Source organism: Mucilaginibacter limnophilus (assembly GCF_004005815.1).
Taxonomy (GTDB): Bacteria; Bacteroidota; Bacteroidia; order Sphingobacteriales; family Sphingobacteriaceae; genus Mucilaginibacter; species Mucilaginibacter limnophilus.
This window is the reverse complement of sequence record NZ_SACK01000001.1, coordinates 34407-53648: the sequence shown is the minus strand read 5'-3', so window position 1 is coordinate 53648 and position 19242 is coordinate 34407. Positions and strand designations below refer to the sequence as shown.

Sequence of the window (19242 nt, the reverse complement as noted above, 5' to 3'; positions counted from 1 at the left end):
TATTGCTTTATAAGCAATTAATTTCGGAGATATATATACAAAGTCTTCAGTATATGCTGAAGACTTTGCTGTTTCAACTGGTTGTTAAAAATGTATAGCTATTGTTTTACCCAGCTTAATGCTGTATTTAAAGTAGCATCAATTGTTACATTATCATCCGGCTTCACTATAATATCAGGCCGTATATTTACTAGGTATCTCTTTTTATTCCTGTCGGCCACGTAACTGGTAGCAAGGTTCAAAAACGCTCCGTTAGAAAGTGTGAACATTTGGTTTGCTGTAGTAAAACCTCCTGAAGGTTGCCCGAACAATTGTGTGTTTTGCCGCCCGATAAAAGATATAGCCGTCATTTCACCGCTGCTGGCTGTATTAGCCCCAATCAACACCGCAACTTTGGCTTTAGCATTTTTTATTTTATAAGGTTTTTTAACAGTGACGTATTTGTTTTCATTAATACCGGAACTGCCATTTCTATAAAACCACGCCGTGCTTGTTGAGGGTTGTGATCCGGGCGATACAAAGTAGCCTAAAACTCCCTCATTAATAATTGCGCCCAATCCGGCTATCATAGGGTACATATTGCCGCCACCATCCTTACGAAGATCAACTATCCAGCCCTTGATTTTTTGCCTGGTATCTAAATCGCGTATGAAATGTTGTATTTTTTTAGCAAAATTTACGCTAGCGGTATCGTTTATTGATGCAAAAGCCGGTACGAAAATATAGCCAATGTTTCCCTCAAGTAGTTTACCATATGGTTGTTCGGGTACCGAATTACCTGTAGTATACTGCTGGGCGCTTGTTTTATTCTGATAGAAAGAATGGTTATCGCCTGCTTTTCTGAGTTGCGATAAAATATATTCGGTTAATAAACCTGCATCATCAACAGACGGGGTGAATCTTACAAGTTCGGCAATATGTTTATCAACTTCAGGCCAGGCAATCGAATCTTTGTAAATTGAATTTTGCTTAACCAAATTGATTATTTCATTGGCTAAGTTAGTCACCTCTTTAGTCGCTTTGACTGAAGGGGGCGGAAGGTCGTCAATAGAAAAAGAATCAAACCATGCTGATCCACTGCCCAACAAGAAGCCGCCTATAAGCAACCGTTTAGCATTGGTATCAACCAAAAGTGTCAGTTGCAGCTTTTTCCAGTCGTTGGTTCCGGTAAGCATGGTGTTTTGCATTTGTGAATTTTGGAAACCAATCATCTTGTTATTTTTATCCCATACCTGACACCATAACTGTACATTGCCTTTTACCGATTGAGTTTTAGCGTAGCAGATTAACGACACTTGCTTCATGTTATTAACGTTTATCGTTACAATTTGTGAAAAAGGCATAAACGTGCCTTGAGCTACTGTTTGAGCGCCCTCAATACATAGTGATTGTCTGCCTGAATATTTTAGGGCTGTATCTAAATTTAATGTAAATCCCTCAACTTTTTTGGTGTTCCAGCTTTTGGGCATTGAAGGCATAGTATCGCGGGCTGCTTCGAAACCCGGATTAATGATTTGTGAAAATACAGTATTGTATAATGTTATTGCTAAGATGAGCAACAGTGCTTTTTTCATATGGTTTGGTTGAAAATTTATAATTGTGATTTGCCAAGTTAACGCCATTCAATTATTTATATTATTCGGAGAATTATTAATGTACTTAATTATCTAACTGATGGTGATTATAACCGAGAATATCTGCAGCGTGGTTATAAAAATCACAGCCTGGATCCCAAAGTAGTCAATAAGCCTTCATTCCTAAAAGTGTTACCAAAATGTTAAATAAATATTTATTAATGTAACGAAACCATTTGGTTGTACGTATGGTTATGTACGGAAAGCATTTAATGCTAACCGATTAAAACATTTTACATCATTTACACCTATGTACTATTTAACATTTTTAATTCCGTTGCTGCTATTTGTGGCAGCAATCAAAAATTATCGCGCGCACAAACGGCTTATGGGTTCGGGAAGGATTGTTGATATCCATGCTGCTAAAAACAGGTACGCGCTTTACACTACCGGCGCTGTGTTTACATTAATAACATTATTATTTATCGTTTATTAATTAGCACGCATATAAGCCGTTTCAGCTTAACTTTATTATTAAGGCACCATGCAAGTGGTGCTTTTTTATTATACATACAATGGCGAACCACAGTACTTACAATATTCTGCGTCGCTGTCATGACCTTCACGGCTGCAATTGGGGCACGATTCAGGTAATTCCTGTTTCGAGTTACGCCGGGCTAAAGCCAAATCATGAGTGATAATGCCAGTAGGCACAGCAATAATGGCATAACCGATCAGCATTACTACCGACGCGACGAACTTCCCCATAGGAGTTACCGGCGAAATATCGCCATAACCAACTGTGGTTATGGTAACAATGGCCCAATAAATACTTTCAGGGATGTTACTAAAGCCGTTCTCACGTTTTTCAACCAGGTACATTATCGAGCCAAGTATCACAACAAGTGTTAGTACAGTAAGCAAAAATACGCTGATCTTACGTACACTGCCTTTTAAAGCTTGTTTAAGAAAATTTACCTCTGTTAAAAAATGCCCAAGCTTAAATATCCTGAACACACGCAGCAGCCGCAACGCCCTGAACACAAGCAGCGATTGCGCGCCGGCAAAGAAGATGCTCAAATAAGATGGTATAAGCGCTAACAGGTCGATTAAGCCCAGCGGACTGAACACATAGTTCCAGGGTTTGCGTATGCTGATGAGACGTAAAATATATTCAATGGTGAACAAGCCTGAATATATCCATTCAAGCACATGAAACAGCTTGCCGTAATGCCCGTGTATGCTTTGCACACTATCAAGCATCACCACAATAATACTGGTGAAAATGGCGATAAGCAAGCCTACGTCAAACGCCTTACCGGCGCGCGTGTTCGATTCGTAGATCACCTCGTGCAGCCGGAAACGCCAGTCGTTTTTAGGCGGTATGTTATCCTGCTTGTCTGGCACTTTTCTCCTTATTCTTAAAAAACTCACGTGCGCGTTTTAACCCTGTGGCTATTGCAATGCCTTCGTCGGCGCCTTCTTCAAGCAGCGCGTTGGCAATTTCTACAGCCTTGTTCCTGAGTTTTACAGGCTGATTTTTGTATGATGGCGGGTAATCTCCGTTATACCAGGGCATAATGCCTCCTTTTTTGCAAATAAACACCTTCCTGTATCAGAATGTTTCGGGACATTACCTGCCGCTAAACTTTCACGCGGAAGATATGTTATAAAAATATGCCGCAAACTGATATACAAAAACTTATAAAGAAGGGCCGCAAATCTGCTTTCCCGAAAGGAATTAAACCTATGCTGGCAACGCTGGTTGACGAAGCTTTTGACGACCCCGCATGGATTTACGAGGTGAAATGGGATGGCTACCGTGCGCTTGGGACAGTAAACAAAGGCACCGCCGAGCTTATCTCCCGCAACAACAAAAGCTTTAATGAGAAATTTTACCCTTTGCATGCTACGCTAAGCAGGTGGAAAAAAGACATGATAGTTGACGGTGAGATTGTTGTGCTTAACAAAAAAGGTATATCAAATTTCGGCAGTCTGCAAAACTGGCGCAGCGAGGCTGATGGCGAGCTGATATACTACGTGTTCGATATATTGTGGTATGATGGTTATGACTTTACCGAACTGCCGCTTACCGAACGCCGGGCTATTCTGGAAGCCGTGCTGCCCCAGGATGACGATGTGCGCATAAGCAAGCTGTTTGATGCCGGCGGTCTTGACTTTTATGCCGCGGCGGGTAAAATGGGTTTAGAGGGAATCATTGCCAAAAAAGCGGCAAGCACCTACTCTCCGGGACTGCGATCAAAAGAGTGGCTTAAGATAAAGGTGCATCAGCGACAGGAGGTGGTTATCGGCGGTTATACCAATAATGAAGGCTCAAATAAAAAATTCAGCTCATTACTGTTGGGGGTGTTTCAGGGCAATGAATTTCATTATGTAGGCAAGGTGGGCACCGGCTTTACCGATAAGCTGCAAAAGGAAATGATGGAGCAATTTCAGCAATATATAATACCCGAAAGTCCGTTTGTAGTTGAGCCTGATTATAACAAGCCTTCGCGCTTCCGGCCAAATCCGCCGAAGGCGAGCGCAACCTGGTTAAAGCCCGAACTGGTATGCGAGATCAGCTTTGCCGAGGTAACAAGCGATGGGGTGTTCAGGCATCCGTCTTTTGAAGGTATGCGTACCGACAAGAACGCCAAAGAGGTAGTACGTGAATCGGCTACCCACACTACTGACGTTGTTGAAGAAGAACACGCGCTGGTGACTGAAAAGGTAATTAAAGCGCCGAAGGCAGGCTCGCGCAAAACGCTGCTTAACCCAACTGAGCAAACACAGGTGAAAAGCATAAATGGGCACAACCTGAAGTTTGCCAACCTGAACAAGGTGTACTGGCCCGACGACGGCATCACCAAGCGCGATATGCTAAACTATTATTACCAGGTGGCGCCATATATATTGCCGTATCTGAAAGACCGTCCGCAATCGCTTAACCGTTTCCCTAACGGGATAAAAGGCTTTAGTTTCTATCAGAAAAACGTAAAGGACAAGGCACCCGACTGGCTGCAGACGTTCCCCTATACTACCAGCGACGGAGAGCATAAAGAGTTTCTGGTAGGTACTGATGAGTATAGTCTGTTATGGATGGCTTCGCTTGGCTCAATTGAAATGAACCCATGGTTCAGCCGCACACAATCGCCGGACAACCCTGATTTTTGCATTATCGATCTTGATCCTGACAAGAACACTTTTGAACAGGTGATAGAGGCCGCGCTTGTTGTGAAACAGGTGTTGGATGCGATAGACGTGCCGTCGTACATCAAAACATCCGGCTCAACAGGTATGCATATTTATATCCCGCTGAATGCAAAGTACACTTATGATCAGTCGCAAATGTTTGCCCGCCTGTTGGTACACATTGTACACGAGCAGATACCCGAGTTTACGAGTATCGAGCGAATTATCGCTAACCGTGAGGGTAAAATGTATCTCGACTTTTTACAAAATCGTCCCGGCGCAACAATCGCCTGTCCGTATTCATTACGCCCCAAACCTGGCGCTACCGTGGCCATGCCGCTGCATTGGGACGAAGTAAAACCCGGTTTGCAGATAAGGCATTTCAATATCCATAACGCGCTTGACCGTGTGAAGGCCGAAGGCGACATCTTTAAGCCGGTATTGGGTAAAGGGATAGATCTGGAAAAGGCACTCAGAAAAGCACGCACGGTGTTCGAAGCTTGATTATACAAGTTGGTGCTTAAATCATATATTTGGTAACCGGTTAAACCAATTATATGAGAACTATTACTTCGTTTGCATTGCTATCGCTGTGCTTTTTATTTGCTATCTCATCTTGTAAAAAAGAACAAATAAACCGTCAACAACAAAACAATAATAAACGGGCGACAGACGTTGGCGCATACGTAGTGCATGCTTCAGTGCGCAAACTTGATTCCGTTGGTCCTAAAAGTTACAATTATGAACTTTCTTTTTGGGTAACAACCGATGCGGATACAGTGAACGCGCTTCAGCTTCCCGGTAATTTATTGATCAATGGTGAGCTTAAGAATGGTGGAAAGGTAATGCCAGTTTCCATCCAGCTGAAATTAGGAAGTTTTATTACCCGAAAGCTGTATAAATTGACAAGTCCGGTTATCATAAAAGGCAGTTTTAGCGTGCCGGGTAGTTACCAGGGCAAGTCGATAAAAAGTGATGTAGTTGCTATGGAAAAGCCTTACAATCTGAAAAAGATACATGTACAAGGCACCGGTTTTGCCGATGAGGATGGCAAACCGTTTATACCATGGGGTATGAACTATACCAATCCCGACCAGATACCGCTAATGGATGACGTATGGTTTGATAACGCCAAATGGGAGATCATTAAACAGGATTTCAGGGAAATGAAGCTGATGGGTTTTAACGTAGTGCGCATACACCTGCAGTTCCATCACTTTATGACATACCATAATCAGCCCAACATACAGGCGCTTACCCGCCTGCGAGAACTGGTAAAGTTTTGCGAAAGCATAGGCATATATCTTGACATCACCGGACTATGCAGCTATTTTAAGCAGGATCCTGACTGGTATGTAAACACCGGTGAAAGAGACCGATGGAATACCCAGGCTTTATTTTGGCGCGGCGTTGCCACGGCAGCAGAAGGCTCGCCCGCGGTATTTGCTTTTAACCTGATAAACGAGCCCATAACACCTTCAACAAACGTTAGTGAGTGGATACCCGGAGAAGACTTTGGCGGATATTGGTTTGTGCAGCACTTAACGCGTCAACCCGCCGGTCGTGGTTGGGAAACCGTGACCCGACAGTGGATAACGCAAATGAAAACGGCTATCAGGCTGCACGACGATAAAACTTTGATCACCGTTGGCTTTATCGGGCTGGGGGTAATAAGTAAGTTTAATGATTTGCTTGATTACAACAGCGCCCACATTTATCCTGAAAGCGGAAAAATAAATGAGGCCATAAACTTCGTAAACAACAATGTATCAAGCAAACCGCTGGTGATTGAAGAAACCGGTCCGCCATCGGCAAGTTTTAACGAGCTGCGGACATTTATCAATACAACACGTCCTAAAACAGCAGGCTTTATCAGTCACTACTTTGGCAAAACTATTGAACAACTGGAGCAGGAAAACACTATCTCGGCTGCCATATGGCGCGAGTGGTATAAAATATTCGGCGGGGAGCTTAATCCGTACAACAGCAAACCGGTGTATTAACAAAAAGGCCCACAATATTTTGCAGGCCTTATTATGTACAGTAATACTATTAACCCTGTACTTTTTGTTTAACGCTTGCTAAAGCGTCTTCACCATATTTTTTCAGGTTGTTCGCCAGGTCAGGTGCTTTGTCAAGCACGTCATCAACTATCGAGCGACCGTTTTCGTCTCTTTTGGTAAGGTAGCTTACACCATAAGCTACTACAGCACCCAATGCAATAAATTTAAGCACGTTCATAATTTCAATTTTAATAATATCAATACAAGTATGGTGCCACATTGTATTTATCAGTAAATAAATTTCTTAAAAGCAAACTATAGGCATTTTTAAGCGTATATGCTTTAAATAATATTCTATGCCCTTTATAGCATCGGCCTCAAAAATTGATTTACCGCACAAGGCCGACCAAATGGAAGTGAAGCAGCATGCACGCGATATGTTTGCACCCAATTTCCCGCAGGTTGACAGGCTGATATACGCTTTTGATAATACCGGTATTCAATACCGCAACTTTTGCCAGCCACTTAGTTACTATGCGGAATCACGTTCTTTTGAGGAACGGAACAACGATTACATCAGGCTGTCGTTGCGGTATTCTATACAGGCAGCAGAAGATGCTATAGCTAAAGCCGGCGTAAGTAAAAACGAAATAACCGACCTTTTCTTTATATCAACCAGCGGATTGGCTACACCAAGTATCGATGCCCTGATAATAAACGCCATGCGCCTTAACCCGGCTATTAACCGATCCCCCTTGTGGGGGCTGGGCTGCGGCGGAGGGGTATCGGGCATGGCCAAAGCCTGTACTGCAGCCACTGCAAATCCGGATGCCGTAGTGCTGTTGGTTGCAGTTGAATTATGTTCGCTCACGCTGATCAAGAACGACTACAGCAAAAGTAATTTTATCGGTTCAAGCCTGTTTTCAGACGGTATTGCCGCCTGTATTATAAAAGGTGATAACCACACCAACAACACACAGGTTAAGTATGTAGCTTCGGGAAGTAAACTGTATTACGATTCGCTGGATATAATGGGCTGGGACTTTCAGGACACCGGCTTTAAAGTGCTGTTTTCAAAAGATATACCGTCATTTATAAACGAGCATGTTAAGGAAGATATTACATCCTTTTTAGCGAAACATCTGCTTACCCTTGATGATATAAAGAACTTCATTTTTCATCCCGGAGGAAAAAAAGTACTCGATGCTTATGATAATGCCCTGCACCTGGAGGCCAACGCGCTGAATAACACCCGTAATGCCATGCGCGATTACGGCAACATGTCGAGCGCTACGGTGTTGTATGTACTTGAAAGCTTTATAAACCAAGGCTTTGTAGACGGTTACGGACTGATGCTGGCCATGGGGCCGGGTTTTTCAAGCGAAATGGTACTTTTACAAATGCACAACTAAACCTGCGTTATGTATTTTATTATTTTCATTTGTTTCTTCATTTTTCAGCGTTTGTCTGAACTGTATATCGCGAAGCAAAATCAAAAGTGGCTGCTGCAGCAGGGCGCTGTTGAATACGGGCGCGAGCATTATCCATATATCGTGGCTATGCATACGCTTTTTATTGTATCCATCATTGCCGAATACTATTACCGCGGCGAACCACCTCTTCAACCCGTTTTTCTGGGCATATTTATATTGTTGCTGCTGTTTAAATTTTGGGTGATATCGTCTTTGGGCAAATACTGGAATACCAGAATATTCCGCGTTCCCAACGCCTCGCCGGTAGTAAAAGGCCCGTTTAAATTTTTAAGGCATCCTAATTATGTAGAAGTGATCTGCGAGATTGCCATAATACCGCTGATATTTCAATTGTATTATACCGCTATCATTTTCACAATCCTTAATGCTATAATGCTTACTGTAAGGATACGGGTTGAAAACAGGGTTTGGAGTAAGTAAAATTTATATATTAGGGCCGTTATTTACTAAGCCTTAACCAATGAATATCAAACATACAGCACTTCTCCTGTTAACAGGGTTGTTTTCTTGTAAGCAACAGGTTGCTGAACAAAGTACAGTTGATACATTGTCAGGACAATCTCCAGCCAAAGCTGATACCATAGCCAATCAAAAGCTTGCAATTAATCCTGATTCAGTTTTAAAACCGTTTCCGGGTATCACTTACAACACTTCTTATACATATAACACGGCTGTTATATTAACGGGCGATTTTCATGGAGATGAAGTGCCTGATAATGCTGCACGGTTAAAATGGTCGGGAGTTTTTAAAAGCGATTCAGGCTATTATATTGTTCCAACTAATATTAAGGTTTCTGTAGTGAAGGATGAGATATTAGATGATGATGGTAACAAAACCGGAAAACGGGTAGAAACAGCTAATAAAGATACAGCGGTGATACTGGTTTCAGGCAAAATACTTAAAACGGGCAAAGTAAATAAGGTGCCTGTTAAATCGCTTGTATTTCCGGGTGAAAAGCAGGTATTTACTTTTAAAGGAAGTACATATACGCTTTCAGCCACAGGGCAAAAAATCAGTGAAAAAAATTCTGAATTATATATGCTGACAAATTACAGGTTGTTTTTAAGTGGTATAAAAGATGGTAGACAGATAAGCAATTGCTGCTCGCCCAACCGGGATTTGATAGTAAAGACCCTGAAATAATATTCGCCGGAGATTTGGATGGAGATGATACGCCTGATTTTATAATCGATACATCTGATGATTATAATGTTATTATTACTACTCTTTATTTATCGACGCAAGCATCAAAAGAAGATCTATTAAAGGTGGTAGGTTATCACCTCATAACGGGGTGTTAAAAGTAGTGATAATAAACCCTTTTCTATAATTCACCTGTTTTGCAACTGCATGTTAAAATTAGCTCAACGTACACGCAATTAGAACAGAGCCTGACAAACCCCAAATACCCGTTAAAATCCCGGCATCAGCTGAGCCGGGTAGCACAGGCAAAGCCAAAGCAGAAACTTTAAAAGGCTCAGGTGCAGCCGGCCGGTTTCTTTTTTGGTTCTTTTTTCTTTTCCGGCAAAAGAAAAAAGAACATCCACTGGCTTGTATAAAGTGGAAAGCCATTCATAACGGAGCACTGATCCCCGATTAGCCTCACCCAACAATGTTACTGCAAATTGCAACTCCTGTACAAACCCTCTCCATTGGAGAGGGTAGCAGCGGCAGTGAATAAATCACTACCGTAAAATGGGTGAGGCGCTATGACCGTGCTTCAGTGCAACTGAAGCACGGTGTTGACGGTGTTGACGGTGTTTACTCTGTTGACGTCAACACTTGCACTTACTTCCCTTCACCCAAAATCTCATCCACTATCCCAAACTCTTTCGCCTCATGGCCTACCATCCAGTAGTCACGGTCAGAAACCTGATGTACCCGCTCGTACGTCTGCCCGCTATGATTGGCAATAATGGTGTACAGTTCCTCTTTTATGCGGGCAATTTGCCGGGCCGTGATCTCAATATCAGCCTGAGTACCCTGTACACCACCCGACGGCTGGTGCAGCATCACCCGTGCGTGTTTCAACGCCGCGCGTTTGCCTGCAGCCCCGGCGCACAGCAATACCGCCGACATTGACGCGGCCATGCCCGTGCAAATGGTAGCCACATCAGGGGCAATAAAGTGCATGGTGTCATAAATACCCAGTCCGGCATAAACCGAGCCGCCCGGAGAATTGATATAGATCTGTATATCCCGCTTGCTGTCGGTTGATTGCAGAAACAGCAATTGCGCCTGAATGATATTCGCTACCTGGTCGTCAATAGCTGTGCCCAGGAAAATGATACGGTCCATCATCAGCCTTGAAAACACATCCATTTGGGCTACGTTAAGCTGACGCTCCTCAATAATATGCGGTGTCATGGCCATCGGCATAAAAGCGTTGTTGATGTGAGCGGTATAGTCGTCAAGCCATAAAGTATTGACATGGCGGTGCCCTGCCGCGTATTTGCGGAATTCGTTAGTGTTCATAATTTGCAGTGCGTTTTAAGTTATCTGAAGATGTTCAATATCTGTTGCGCGAAACTTTTGTGCGCAGGACTGGTAAACAATTGCTGATGAACGGTTGCTATTTCTGCCTTGAGCTTTTTGCGGCTATACTGCTTTACCAGGCGATGCGTAGTTTTCAGGTATGATACATCTTCCCTAAGGGCGGGATTAAGCAGCATATTAGCCTCAAACAGCAGCGCATCACCGGCGGGTAACTGCCGATACAGATAATCGTCGGCAAGTTTTATATCATTCAAGGAAGTCCTCATAACATAATGCTTTTTGTTTAACCGTGTCGCGTACTTTTTCAAGGCACTTGTATTTCTGCACTGTTGCCGAGCGTTCACCCGAATAACCGAACAATGTTGCGATCTCTTTCACCGGAAGCTTGTCGTAATAGAAAGCCTTCAGCATATCCATACACTTTTGGCCGGTGGTTTCCAGATAATTCAGCAGTTTCCGTGCAGAAGGGGCGTCTTCCTGTATTTCCGTAAACTCGGTAAGTACGTCATCCATTGGCTGCAGTTTGTTGTTTTCCCGGTTCTTTTTCAGCCACAAATGACGGGTAATTCCCAGCAGGTATGCTATATCAGTACTATGTACCGGTAAGTTGCCTGCAACCGTCTTTTCATAATAAATCACCAGCGCATCCTGAAAAATGTCTTTAGCATCATCAAAGCCTCCGCCCATTTTACGTATGTACTTTGCCGCAGCCGGAAAAGCCTCTTTGTACAGATGCATAAAAAGCTGTTCGCGCTGTTCTGTTGTATGTATGTTATGAAATATTGCTGCCATAAGCAATGCGTTTATATACAAGTGTACCTAAAAATGAATATATCACCCGGCGGTAATTTGTTTTTTTAATTTAACCTTTCTTTTATGGAATAATTGTTGGATAACTAAATGACAAACATCTGGAAATCATGGCAACTAAAAAGAAAGGTCCATGCTGGTCGGGATATAAAAAAGAGGGCACAAAAAAGAAAAATGGAAAACAGCTCCTAATTGTGTAAAGGAATCAAAAAAAGGCGATTAATAGTAAAGGAGGCGCAATTACGCCTCCTTAGATATAGTAAAGCTATTAACGGTAGTTAGATAGCATTATCTGAGTGCGCTGCATCCATGCTTGGTCGACACCCTCAAAGCGGGTTTCAACATTGCTGCCGTTAAAGTTGCAAAAATGGTAGTAACCATGATTGGTGTTGTTGCGCAGATAGGTGTTCATGTAATCGATATTTTGCTGCGCGTAGTCAAGCCAGGCGGTGTTGCCGTCGCGCTGGTATAATTTAACCATTGCTTGCGATCCCCAAACACACCATGCAGGATTAATACGGCCATCGGCTGTGTTAAAGATGTATACATGATAGGTGCTGTTCCACAGCGTTGTATTCATGCTGCTGCCTAAGTTTTGCGCGCGGGTAACAAACGAGTTATCGTTCATTATTTGCGCGTATAGCAGGAAAGCCTCAATCATAATGGCGTTGTCATACGTGAACTTCTCGTAGTGTTTTACGCCTGCCCCTGCCCCATCAATTTTCCAGATGTATAAACCGGTAGCGGTATCAAGCATATTTGCCAGCAGCCAGTTTTTTATAGAGACAGCCCAATCACGATAAAAAGTTTGCCCGGTTATCTGGTAAAGACGAAGGAACAGTTGCAGCGCCAGGCCGTTGGTTTGTGTTGGTTTGCTTTCTTTAACAGTGCTCCACCAAAAGCCGCCGCCGTAAACGCTGTCCCACTGTCCGCTAAACATCAGCCAGTTGGCACATGCCTTTGCCGAATTAAGGTAGCCCGTTTGCGTTGTGCCTGTCGTCACCGCGTAAGCGTCCAGGTACGCCACGCCCGATAAGGCGTTATCATCAGCGTATTTATCACCTGCGGCTCCTGTGCCGTTAATATTTGCTGCGGCATAATATCCGCCAGTAGGGCTAACGTTATCCCACATGTTGGCCATCCAGGCTTTGGTATTATTCATGTATGGGGCATAAGCAGCGTCGCCGGCGGCAATCATGGCGGCATCGGCGTAAAGCTGACTAACGTTGTACCACTCGTAAGCTGTATTAGTAGTGGTTGTGGTATTTACCCGGTAACTGTTGTAACTGGTAAGAATGTTGCCATAAACAAAATTGTGGGTCTCCTGCGCCTTTTGCCAGTAAGCCGAACTTGGGCCGTTAACTTTTAACTTAGCATCAGGCTTTTCTGCAGGTTGGTTAGCCTGAAAATTTTCTTTTTTGCACGATGTTGCAGCAGCCAGCAGCATAACGGCCGCAAGCCACTTGGTTGAACGATTGTTTCTCATGATTTATAATTTGGTTTTAGAGTGTTCTTACTACTACATCATTTTTTCTCCTTATTTATCAAGCTTAAGCGTGCGTATAATTCGGCTATGCATGCCTCGTCAAGCAGCCATTTTGGTTTTTCAATTTCGTTTGGTTTGGGGAGCCAGCTTTTGGTGATAAACCCATATTTATCGCGCGAATTTTGCCATGCATAGTTCACCGAAGTTTCAACAGCGGATATGTATTTGTAATCTCCATCGATATGGTACAATGCCTCGTATCCTCTGAAAAGTACGGTAAGGAACCATGGCAGGTCGACATGAATGGCAAGTTTGTCGCTTTGCTTTTGCGCGCCAAAATGGGCTAATGTGCCGGCGGCTATTGCTTTAGCCTCGGTCAGATATTTTTTATCATTGGTGAATTTGTAAAGCATTACAGAAGCTTCAAGCATCGACCCCGAATTGTAAGTCCACTGGGTTTTCACTATACTGCCGTCTGTCTTTTTATCATTCCAGTACACCCCTGCTGAGTCGCGCAGGTTGTTGTACATCCAGTCGTAAAACTTTTGTCCCCATTTCAGATAATACGGGTCCTTTGTGGACTGATAGACTTTTAAGGCTGTAAGCGTGGCCATGCCGTTGCTGCAGGCCGGTTTCATATCGTTATGACCTTCCAGCCAGTACACACCGCCACCAAGTTTATCGTCCCATCCGCTTAAAATAAACGCGAACACTTCTTTGGCGCGCTTTAAGTATAGGGGATTTTTTGTATTGAGATAAGCCTCCGCATAGTCGATACCAACCAATCCGTTATCGTCATAGTATCGGTCCACCTTTTCAAACTGTACCGGGTATGCCTGGTAGCCGGACGGCGTGCGTGACCTGTCACGGTATTTTTCAATGCCCTTAATTAGTGTATCGAGGTACAGCAGATGCTTTTTCCTGAGCTGAGGGATTTTCAGCATTACGTTGGTTGATGATAACACACCCGAGAAAGGCCACAGGAAACTCACCTCTCGCTCCTTTTCGCCGGCACCCTGAAAATAGGTAAGCGTATCATTTGGGTTTGAGGGATAATTCTCAGCAAACAGCCCGTACTTTGGTACACGGTAATGGTTCCAAACTTTGGTGTAAAACTCATCGGCTCGCTTTTGATATTCGGCTGATGAAAACTGCCCTTGTGCGGATACGGGTAATGCAAAACCTGCTGCAATAAGGGCAAAGCAAGCCCTTATCACAACATTTTTAGTGTTCAATTTCATAGGTTTTATATTTTGCAGATGTTTCTTTTCCGGTTCTTGGAAGCTCAGAATGTCATTTTAGCTTGCCAAAAGACGAACACGTTATGCGCCTTCCGGCAAGCTCAGGGCGACTACCCTTTTTATTGTACTGATGGCGGCGGCACTTTTGTTCCCCAATTTGTATTTGGTTGTTCGCCCAGTTCAAAAGTCAGGTCACCACCTTGCATTAACTCATCAAGGTAAAGCCAGCAATTGTTAAGCGGCTTGCCATTAAAAGTGGCTGATTGTATATAGATATTCTTACCCGAACCATTCTTTGCTTCGATAGTCAGGTTTTTGCCGTTACCCAGTTTTATACTTGTTTTGCTGAATACCGGGCTGCCCAGTTGGATAATAGGACGCAAATCGGTAAAGCCTTTTACATCGAACAAGCCCAGCGAAGCCATTACGTACCAAGAGCCAAGCTGACCCTGGTCTTCGTCCTGCCCGTAGCCGTAGCCGTGTATGCTTTCGGTACCGTAAAATTCATCGCAAATGGCACGTACCCATTTTTGCGTCAGCCATGGCTTGCCCGAAAAATTAAACAACCAGCTAATATGCAGGTTAGGTTGATTACCATGATTGTACAACGACTCTATACCCGCGAACGCGTCGATAGTTTTCCCGCCGCCGAAAGCGTTTTTTTGCGCTGTGGTAAAAATACCGTCAAGGCGGTTGTTAAATTCATCGGCACCAACGGCCTCAACTAGTGCCTTAGGGTTATGCGGCACATAAAAAGTGTACTGTATCGCATTACCTTCCTGGAAACCGCGCCAGGCTTCTTTCGGGTTAAATTTGTCAATAAATGTACCATCAGCTTTTTTAGGGCGGATAAGTTTTTGTGTAGGGTCGAAAATATTTTTCCAGCCTTCGGCATATTTTATCAGTTGCGTGTAATCAGCCTGTTTGTTCATTGCTTTGGCCATTTGCGCCGCCGCGAACGCGCTGTAACTGTACTCCATTGTATGTGATGCCGAAAAATGCGAACCTGTTGAGTCTGTTTTATCAGCATCAAGGTATGGCGAGTAACCCAATTCAACAAAGGCTTTTGTATCCATTTTACCTGAGCCTACTTTGCGGTCTTTCCAGTTCAGTTCGTTAGCTTTTACGGCGGTGTAGGCAAGTTCGGTATCATAATCGCGGATGCCTGCATTGTATGCACCGGCTATTGCCAGTCCTACAAAGTTAGTTCCTACACCCGACACAAAGTTGCTGTTGGCAATACCATCGCCAAACCAACCTCTGTTTTTATAAATCTCCAATTGGGTATGTACAAAGTCGTTATAATGCTGAGGGTACGATAGCGCCCACAATTGCGTTATGTTCCAGAAACCGCCCCAAATTGCATCAGTATTGTTAAAGTTGTAACTGAAATTGCCGTTCTTGTCTTTTGGTAAAGTACCTATTTTACCGCCAAATTGAGGGAACGATCCGTTTACATCGCTGGCGCTTCCGCGACCAAGCAAGGCATGGAACAAACCGGTATAGAATTTAACTTTATCCTTTTCGTTAGTACCTTCAACATACAGCTTGCTCAACTCTTCGTTCCAGGTTTCCTGTGCCTGTTGTTTGGCTTTTTCGAAGGTTAATCCTGTTGCTTCGGCTTCAAAGTTTAGTTTCGCGTTAGCGGTTGATGTGTATGATAAACCAACTTTCAGCTCGATGGCATCCTTATCGGCAGTTTTGTATTCAAGAAATAATCCTGCGCCTTTACCGTTTGCAGATGAGGTATTCGGTTTTATACCTTCAGCATTAAAACCGCCTGTTGACAACGGCTTTTTGCTTACTTCGCCATAAAAATACATAGCGACAATACCATCAGGGTCATATTTTGCTACGTATTTAGGATAGGTAATCACAAAGCCTTCAAAGTGGGTATCGTCAAGCATTTTTATGCCCGCGTCGCGCACTTCACCGCTTTCACCCTGTACGTTGCCTATGTCAAAAATAATTCGTGAGCTGTCGCTTTTTGGAAAGGTGTAGCGGTGAAAACCTACGTGCTTCGTAGCGGTAAGTTCGGCAGTTACCTTGTAATCATCCAGCAATACTTTGTAATAACCGGGCTGTGCTATCTCGTTTTTACGGTCGAATCTTGAACGGTAGCCGCCATCGGGATTTTCCAGTTCACCCGGTGTAACCTGCAGCTTGCCAACAGCCGGCATTACGCTAACGCCGCCAACCTGCCACTCGTGAAAATGCACAAAACCTTCTATCGAGTTGTGGCGGGTATCATATCCAACAGCTTCCCAGCCGCTGGGGTTACCGTAGTGCCCATTGGTTGATGGCGCCAGTTTAGCCATACCGTAAGGCGTTGCAGCCGGTGTGTAAAAAAACCAGCGACTGTGCGCCGTACCAATATTCGGATCGACGTATTGCAGCACGCTTTTCTTTTGTACACTACATGCCGCCAACGACAGGGTTAATACTAAAAAACCGTTTTTTATAAACCTGTTAAGAGTTCTCATTATGTGTAAATGTGTTTATGCGCTTTTGTTATTTGTATTTTGACAGCATGGCTTGCAGGCGCTGCATCCATGCCTGGTCAACCCCTTCCATATTGGTATAGCGGCCGGCACCGTTAAGCCCGGCAAATTGATAATAACCTTTGGTAGCTGTACTTCTTAGTACGTTATTTATAGCATCAATATTGCCTTTAGCATAGCTTAGCCAAGCTGTATTGCCGTCAGCTTCATAAAGCTTTATCATAGCTTGTGAGCCCCAACCGCACCAGGCCGGTGTTACGCGTATATCTTTTGTATTGAAGATATATACGTTGTAGCCTTTGTCCCACAATGTTTTATTCATTGCATTACCTATAGCTTGTGCTTTGGCAAGGTATGAATTATCGTTCATGGCATCTTTCCAAATCAAATATGCCTCAAGTACAATGGCGTTATCATAGGTAAATATTTCTGCATGTTTTGTACCTGTACCTGGCCCGTCTATCATCCAGATGTATAAACCGGTGTTGCTATCATACATTTTACTGTTAAGCCAGTTGTTTACAGATACCGCCCAATCACGATAATATGTTTCACCGGTTATTTTATATAAACGTAAGAATAGCTGCATCGCCAAGGCGTTTGATTGTGTGGGCTTGTTCTGTTTACCCGTACTCCACCAAAAGCCACCGCCGTAGGTATCATCCCAAAGGCCGCTATGCATAAGCCAGTTTGCGCAACCTTTTGCCGAATTCAGGTATTGTTCTTTCTTATCACCTGTTGTAATATCGTACGCATCAAGATAGATCATACCTGTAAGGCCGTTATCATCAACATATTTATCGCCACCAGCGCCGCTGCCATCTAAATTTGACGCCGCGAAGTAGCCGCCGTTCGGGTCATTCTTATCCCACATGTTGCTCATCCACGTAATGGTTTTATCCATTGATGCCCGGTAGCTTTCTTCGCCTACCGCAACCATAGCCGCATCGGCATAAATCTGGCTGGCGTTGTACCACTCGTAAGCGGTATTTAGCGTAGTTTCGTTGCTGATTTTGTAATTACCAAACGGCGTAAGCAATGTACTGCGGATAAAAGAATTTGTTTCTTTTGCCAAGGTAAGGTATTTGGATTCAGATGTACCACCGCCATTGTCGGACGTATCAGGCTTTACCGGTGCAGGATTACTTTTCTCTTTTCCGCACGATGCCATTAACACTCCCGCTAACACAACTACGCATCCTTTCAAAAACACATTTTTCATAAATAAACTTTGTAAAGAAACCCGCTCCCACCAATTAAAGGAGCGGGTGTTGAGAGAATTATTAAGACTAAGGATTAGGCTACTACTGATATTAATTAACCACAGTTATTTTATGCGTATATGCTGCACCCGGTTTAAAAAATACTTCCGCTTTCACGTTCTTTCCATCAGCAGATGGATCAAACTTATAGGTATAATCCCATTGTGATTGCGGCCTCGGATACAGGTAAAAATATGAATCCGGTTGTCCGGCTGGCTGTACATTATCCTTTTCATAACTGCCAAGCCACTCATCGCCTGCAGCAGTATGCACCTTAAATTTATAGCGCTCGTCACGTCCCCACGAAAATGGGAAGAACTCAACCGGTATGCTTGCCGCCGACCATGTACTGTTGCCCTGATAAGTTAATGTGCCTATTTCCTTATCATAAGCCGCCATGTACAAACCAATTTCCTGCACTTCCAACGACTTGAATTCAGCAACGTTCAGGTCAAGGTTCAGCCTATATGTTTTAGCGTCGCCGGTAACGGTTACCGGGTTATCACCTTCTTTTAGCTCGTTACCTTCAAAGTAATAGGTTTTGCCACCTGCTGCCTGCTTGTCGGTAAACCAGTAGGTACCCGCTTTAATCGAGGTATAAATTTCAAATACGCCTTCTTCAGTTTTATTCAGGCGGATAGCTTTGGTCACATCTCCGCCGTCTTCGGTAGCGGTACCGGTAACAAACAGTTCGGCAGGTATCTCGGCAAAACCTGCAGGCCTTTGCATAGTAAGGCTACGGCTTGTACTACCTTTTAGATTGTTAGTACCTTTTGAAGCCATAACAGTCCATTTCACTTTACCACTGCCAAGCGCTTCTATACCGCTAAAAGCAGCAATTTTTAATAGTTCTTTCCGCGATATGGTAATACGGCTTTGCACACCTGCACCGTCTGACACAGTCTTATAAATAGGCTGGCTAAAATCGCCATTTTCTTTATCAAAGGCTATTTCGTACAGTATAACGCCGCCATCTTCACTAGTTGCAGGTTCCCAGCTAAACTGTAGGGCTGTTACGCCCGGGTCTTTTAAATCGATATCCTCAGCTTCTTCTGGAAGATTAAGCGTATTTACAGCGCTTATGTTTGTATTCAAGTCTCGTACTTCTTTTTTGCAAGAAGTAATTGCCAGTACAGCCAATATGGCCATACTGCAATACTGTATAATATTTTTCATATTGCTT

18 protein-coding genes are annotated in these 19242 nt (G+C 43.6%); 6 read left to right on the top strand and 12 right to left on the bottom strand.

Annotated features, from left to right (window positions below):
- Nucleotides 1-98 precede the first annotated feature (98 nt).
- Entirely contained in the window at nucleotides 99-1574 is a 1476-nt protein-coding gene (locus tag EOD41_RS00245) for a S41 family peptidase (protein ID WP_164849840.1), read from the bottom strand.
- A gap of 310 nt (nucleotides 1575-1884) precedes the next feature.
- On the opposite strand from EOD41_RS00245, the gene EOD41_RS00240 reads away from it, so the two are divergent.
- The gene (locus EOD41_RS00240) at nucleotides 1885-2070 is read left to right on the top strand and encodes a hypothetical protein (RefSeq protein WP_127702782.1); all 186 of its coding nucleotides are present in this window, start codon (nucleotides 1885-1887) and stop codon (nucleotides 2068-2070) included.
- Nucleotides 2071-2138: 68 nt separating this feature from the next.
- On the opposite strand, the gene EOD41_RS00235 is transcribed toward EOD41_RS00240, so the two are convergent.
- Together EOD41_RS00235 and EOD41_RS00230 are read right to left on the bottom strand one after the other, a co-directional pair.
- Nucleotides 2139-2981 (bottom strand): ion transporter, encoded by an 843-nt coding sequence (locus EOD41_RS00235; RefSeq protein ID WP_240663113.1) that lies wholly within the window; start codon nucleotides 2979-2981, stop codon nucleotides 2139-2141.
- Nucleotides 2962-3153: a DUF2188 domain-containing protein gene (locus EOD41_RS00230; RefSeq protein ID WP_127702781.1), complete on the bottom strand. Its 192-nt coding sequence runs from the start codon at nucleotides 3151-3153 to the stop codon at nucleotides 2962-2964. The genes EOD41_RS00235 and EOD41_RS00230 overlap by 20 nt, the downstream gene beginning before the upstream one ends.
- A gap of 98 nt (nucleotides 3154-3251) precedes the next feature.
- Here EOD41_RS00230 and ligD point away from each other — a divergent pair, with 98 nt between their 5' ends.
- On the top strand, nucleotides 3252-5270 hold the full coding sequence (gene ligD / locus EOD41_RS00225) for a DNA ligase D (protein WP_205780462.1): 2019 nt from the start codon (nucleotides 3252-3254) through the stop codon (nucleotides 5268-5270).
- A 53-nt stretch (nucleotides 5271-5323) separates the two neighbouring features.
- Nucleotides 5324-6769 carry a cellulase family glycosylhydrolase gene (locus tag EOD41_RS00220; protein ID WP_127702780.1) on the top strand — a complete coding sequence of 482 codons (1446 nt, stop codon included), beginning with the start codon at nucleotides 5324-5326 and terminating at the stop codon, nucleotides 6767-6769.
- A 49-nt stretch (nucleotides 6770-6818) separates the two neighbouring features.
- On the opposite strand, the gene EOD41_RS00215 is transcribed toward EOD41_RS00220, so the two are convergent.
- Nucleotides 6819-7007, bottom strand: coding sequence for a YtxH domain-containing protein (locus EOD41_RS00215; RefSeq protein ID WP_127702779.1), 189 nt, complete (start codon nucleotides 7005-7007; stop codon nucleotides 6819-6821).
- A 118-nt stretch (nucleotides 7008-7125) separates the two neighbouring features.
- Between EOD41_RS00215 and EOD41_RS00210 the strand changes: the two genes are divergently transcribed.
- Genes EOD41_RS00210 through EOD41_RS00200 form a run of 3 tightly spaced genes read left to right on the top strand, consistent with a single transcriptional unit; the run spans nucleotide 7126 to nucleotide 9406 of the window.
- On the top strand, nucleotides 7126-8181 hold the full coding sequence (locus EOD41_RS00210; RefSeq protein WP_127702778.1) for a type III polyketide synthase: 1056 nt from the start codon (nucleotides 7126-7128) through the stop codon (nucleotides 8179-8181).
- A gap of 9 nt (nucleotides 8182-8190) precedes the next feature.
- Nucleotides 8191-8682 (top strand): isoprenylcysteine carboxyl methyltransferase family protein, encoded by a 492-nt coding sequence (locus tag EOD41_RS00205; protein WP_127702777.1) that lies wholly within the window; start codon nucleotides 8191-8193, stop codon nucleotides 8680-8682.
- Nucleotides 8683-8722: 40 nt separating this feature from the next.
- Nucleotides 8723-9406 carry a hypothetical protein gene (locus EOD41_RS00200; protein ID WP_127702776.1) on the top strand — a complete coding sequence of 228 codons (684 nt, stop codon included), beginning with the start codon at nucleotides 8723-8725 and terminating at the stop codon, nucleotides 9404-9406.
- A gap of 645 nt (nucleotides 9407-10051) precedes the next feature.
- On the opposite strand, the gene EOD41_RS00195 is transcribed toward EOD41_RS00200, so the two are convergent.
- From EOD41_RS00195 to EOD41_RS00160, 8 genes are all read right to left on the bottom strand, one after another.
- A complete protein-coding gene (locus tag EOD41_RS00195) occupies nucleotides 10052-10738 on the bottom strand; it encodes an ATP-dependent Clp protease proteolytic subunit (protein ID WP_127702775.1) in 687 nt (228 codons plus the stop codon).
- 20 nt (nucleotides 10739-10758) lie between these two features.
- Nucleotides 10759-11025 (bottom strand): hypothetical protein, encoded by a 267-nt coding sequence (locus tag EOD41_RS00190; RefSeq protein WP_127702774.1) that lies wholly within the window; start codon nucleotides 11023-11025, stop codon nucleotides 10759-10761.
- Nucleotides 11006-11551: an RNA polymerase sigma factor gene (locus EOD41_RS00185; RefSeq protein ID WP_127702773.1), complete on the bottom strand. Its 546-nt coding sequence runs from the start codon at nucleotides 11549-11551 to the stop codon at nucleotides 11006-11008. The genes EOD41_RS00190 and EOD41_RS00185 overlap by 20 nt, the downstream gene beginning before the upstream one ends.
- Nucleotides 11552-11837: 286 nt before the next feature.
- The gene (locus EOD41_RS00180; protein ID WP_127702772.1) at nucleotides 11838-13055 is read right to left on the bottom strand and encodes a glycoside hydrolase family 76 protein; all 1218 of its coding nucleotides are present in this window, start codon (nucleotides 13053-13055) and stop codon (nucleotides 11838-11840) included.
- Between the two features lie 38 nt (nucleotides 13056-13093).
- Nucleotides 13094-14296: a glycoside hydrolase family 76 protein gene (locus tag EOD41_RS00175; RefSeq protein WP_127702771.1), complete on the bottom strand. Its 1203-nt coding sequence runs from the start codon at nucleotides 14294-14296 to the stop codon at nucleotides 13094-13096.
- A 119-nt stretch (nucleotides 14297-14415) separates the two neighbouring features.
- Nucleotides 14416-16779, bottom strand: coding sequence for a GH92 family glycosyl hydrolase (locus EOD41_RS00170; protein WP_127702770.1), 2364 nt, complete (start codon nucleotides 16777-16779; stop codon nucleotides 14416-14418).
- Between the two features lie 28 nt (nucleotides 16780-16807).
- Nucleotides 16808-18019: a glycoside hydrolase family 76 protein gene (locus tag EOD41_RS00165; RefSeq protein WP_127702769.1), complete on the bottom strand. Its 1212-nt coding sequence runs from the start codon at nucleotides 18017-18019 to the stop codon at nucleotides 16808-16810.
- Between the two features lie 91 nt (nucleotides 18020-18110).
- Nucleotides 18111-19235 (bottom strand): SusE domain-containing protein, encoded by a 1125-nt coding sequence (locus tag EOD41_RS00160; protein ID WP_127702768.1) that lies wholly within the window; start codon nucleotides 19233-19235, stop codon nucleotides 18111-18113.
- Nucleotides 19236-19242: the final 7 nt, after the last annotated feature.

What these genes read in the sequence shown, in the direction of transcription:
- EOD41_RS00210 (WP_127702778.1), top strand. Translation starts at nt 7,126, where the DNA reads ATGCCCTTTATAGCATCGGCCTCAAAAATTGATTTACCGCACAAGGCC.
- EOD41_RS00245 (WP_164849840.1), bottom strand. Translation starts at nt 1,574, where the DNA reads ATGAAAAAAGCACTGTTGCTCATCTTAGCAATAACATTATACAATACT.
- EOD41_RS00165 (WP_127702769.1), bottom strand. Translation starts at nt 18,019, where the DNA reads ATGAAAAATGTGTTTTTGAAAGGATGCGTAGTTGTGTTAGCGGGAGTG.
- EOD41_RS00185 (WP_127702773.1), bottom strand. Translation starts at nt 11,551, where the DNA reads ATGGCAGCAATATTTCATAACATACATACAACAGAACAGCGCGAACAG.
- EOD41_RS00170 (WP_127702770.1), bottom strand. Translation starts at nt 16,779, where the DNA reads ATGAGAACTCTTAACAGGTTTATAAAAAACGGTTTTTTAGTATTAACC.
- EOD41_RS00205 (WP_127702777.1), top strand. Translation starts at nt 8,191, where the DNA reads ATGTATTTTATTATTTTCATTTGTTTCTTCATTTTTCAGCGTTTGTCT.
- EOD41_RS00175 (WP_127702771.1), bottom strand. Translation starts at nt 14,296, where the DNA reads ATGAAATTGAACACTAAAAATGTTGTGATAAGGGCTTGCTTTGCCCTT.
- EOD41_RS00180 (WP_127702772.1), bottom strand. Translation starts at nt 13,055, where the DNA reads ATGAGAAACAATCGTTCAACCAAGTGGCTTGCGGCCGTTATGCTGCTG.
- EOD41_RS00160 (WP_127702768.1), bottom strand. Translation starts at nt 19,235, where the DNA reads ATGAAAAATATTATACAGTATTGCAGTATGGCCATATTGGCTGTACTG.
- EOD41_RS00190 (WP_127702774.1), bottom strand. Translation starts at nt 11,025, where the DNA reads ATGAGGACTTCCTTGAATGATATAAAACTTGCCGACGATTATCTGTAT.
- ligD (WP_205780462.1), top strand. Translation starts at nt 3,252, where the DNA reads ATGCCGCAAACTGATATACAAAAACTTATAAAGAAGGGCCGCAAATCT.
- EOD41_RS00195 (WP_127702775.1), bottom strand. Translation starts at nt 10,738, where the DNA reads ATGAACACTAACGAATTCCGCAAATACGCGGCAGGGCACCGCCATGTC.
- EOD41_RS00200 (WP_127702776.1), top strand. Translation starts at nt 8,723, where the DNA reads ATGAATATCAAACATACAGCACTTCTCCTGTTAACAGGGTTGTTTTCT.
- EOD41_RS00215 (WP_127702779.1), bottom strand. Translation starts at nt 7,007, where the DNA reads ATGAACGTGCTTAAATTTATTGCATTGGGTGCTGTAGTAGCTTATGGT.
- EOD41_RS00220 (WP_127702780.1), top strand. Translation starts at nt 5,324, where the DNA reads ATGAGAACTATTACTTCGTTTGCATTGCTATCGCTGTGCTTTTTATTT.
- EOD41_RS00240 (WP_127702782.1), top strand. Translation starts at nt 1,885, where the DNA reads ATGTACTATTTAACATTTTTAATTCCGTTGCTGCTATTTGTGGCAGCA.
- EOD41_RS00230 (WP_127702781.1), bottom strand. Translation starts at nt 3,153, where the DNA reads ATGCCCTGGTATAACGGAGATTACCCGCCATCATACAAAAATCAGCCT.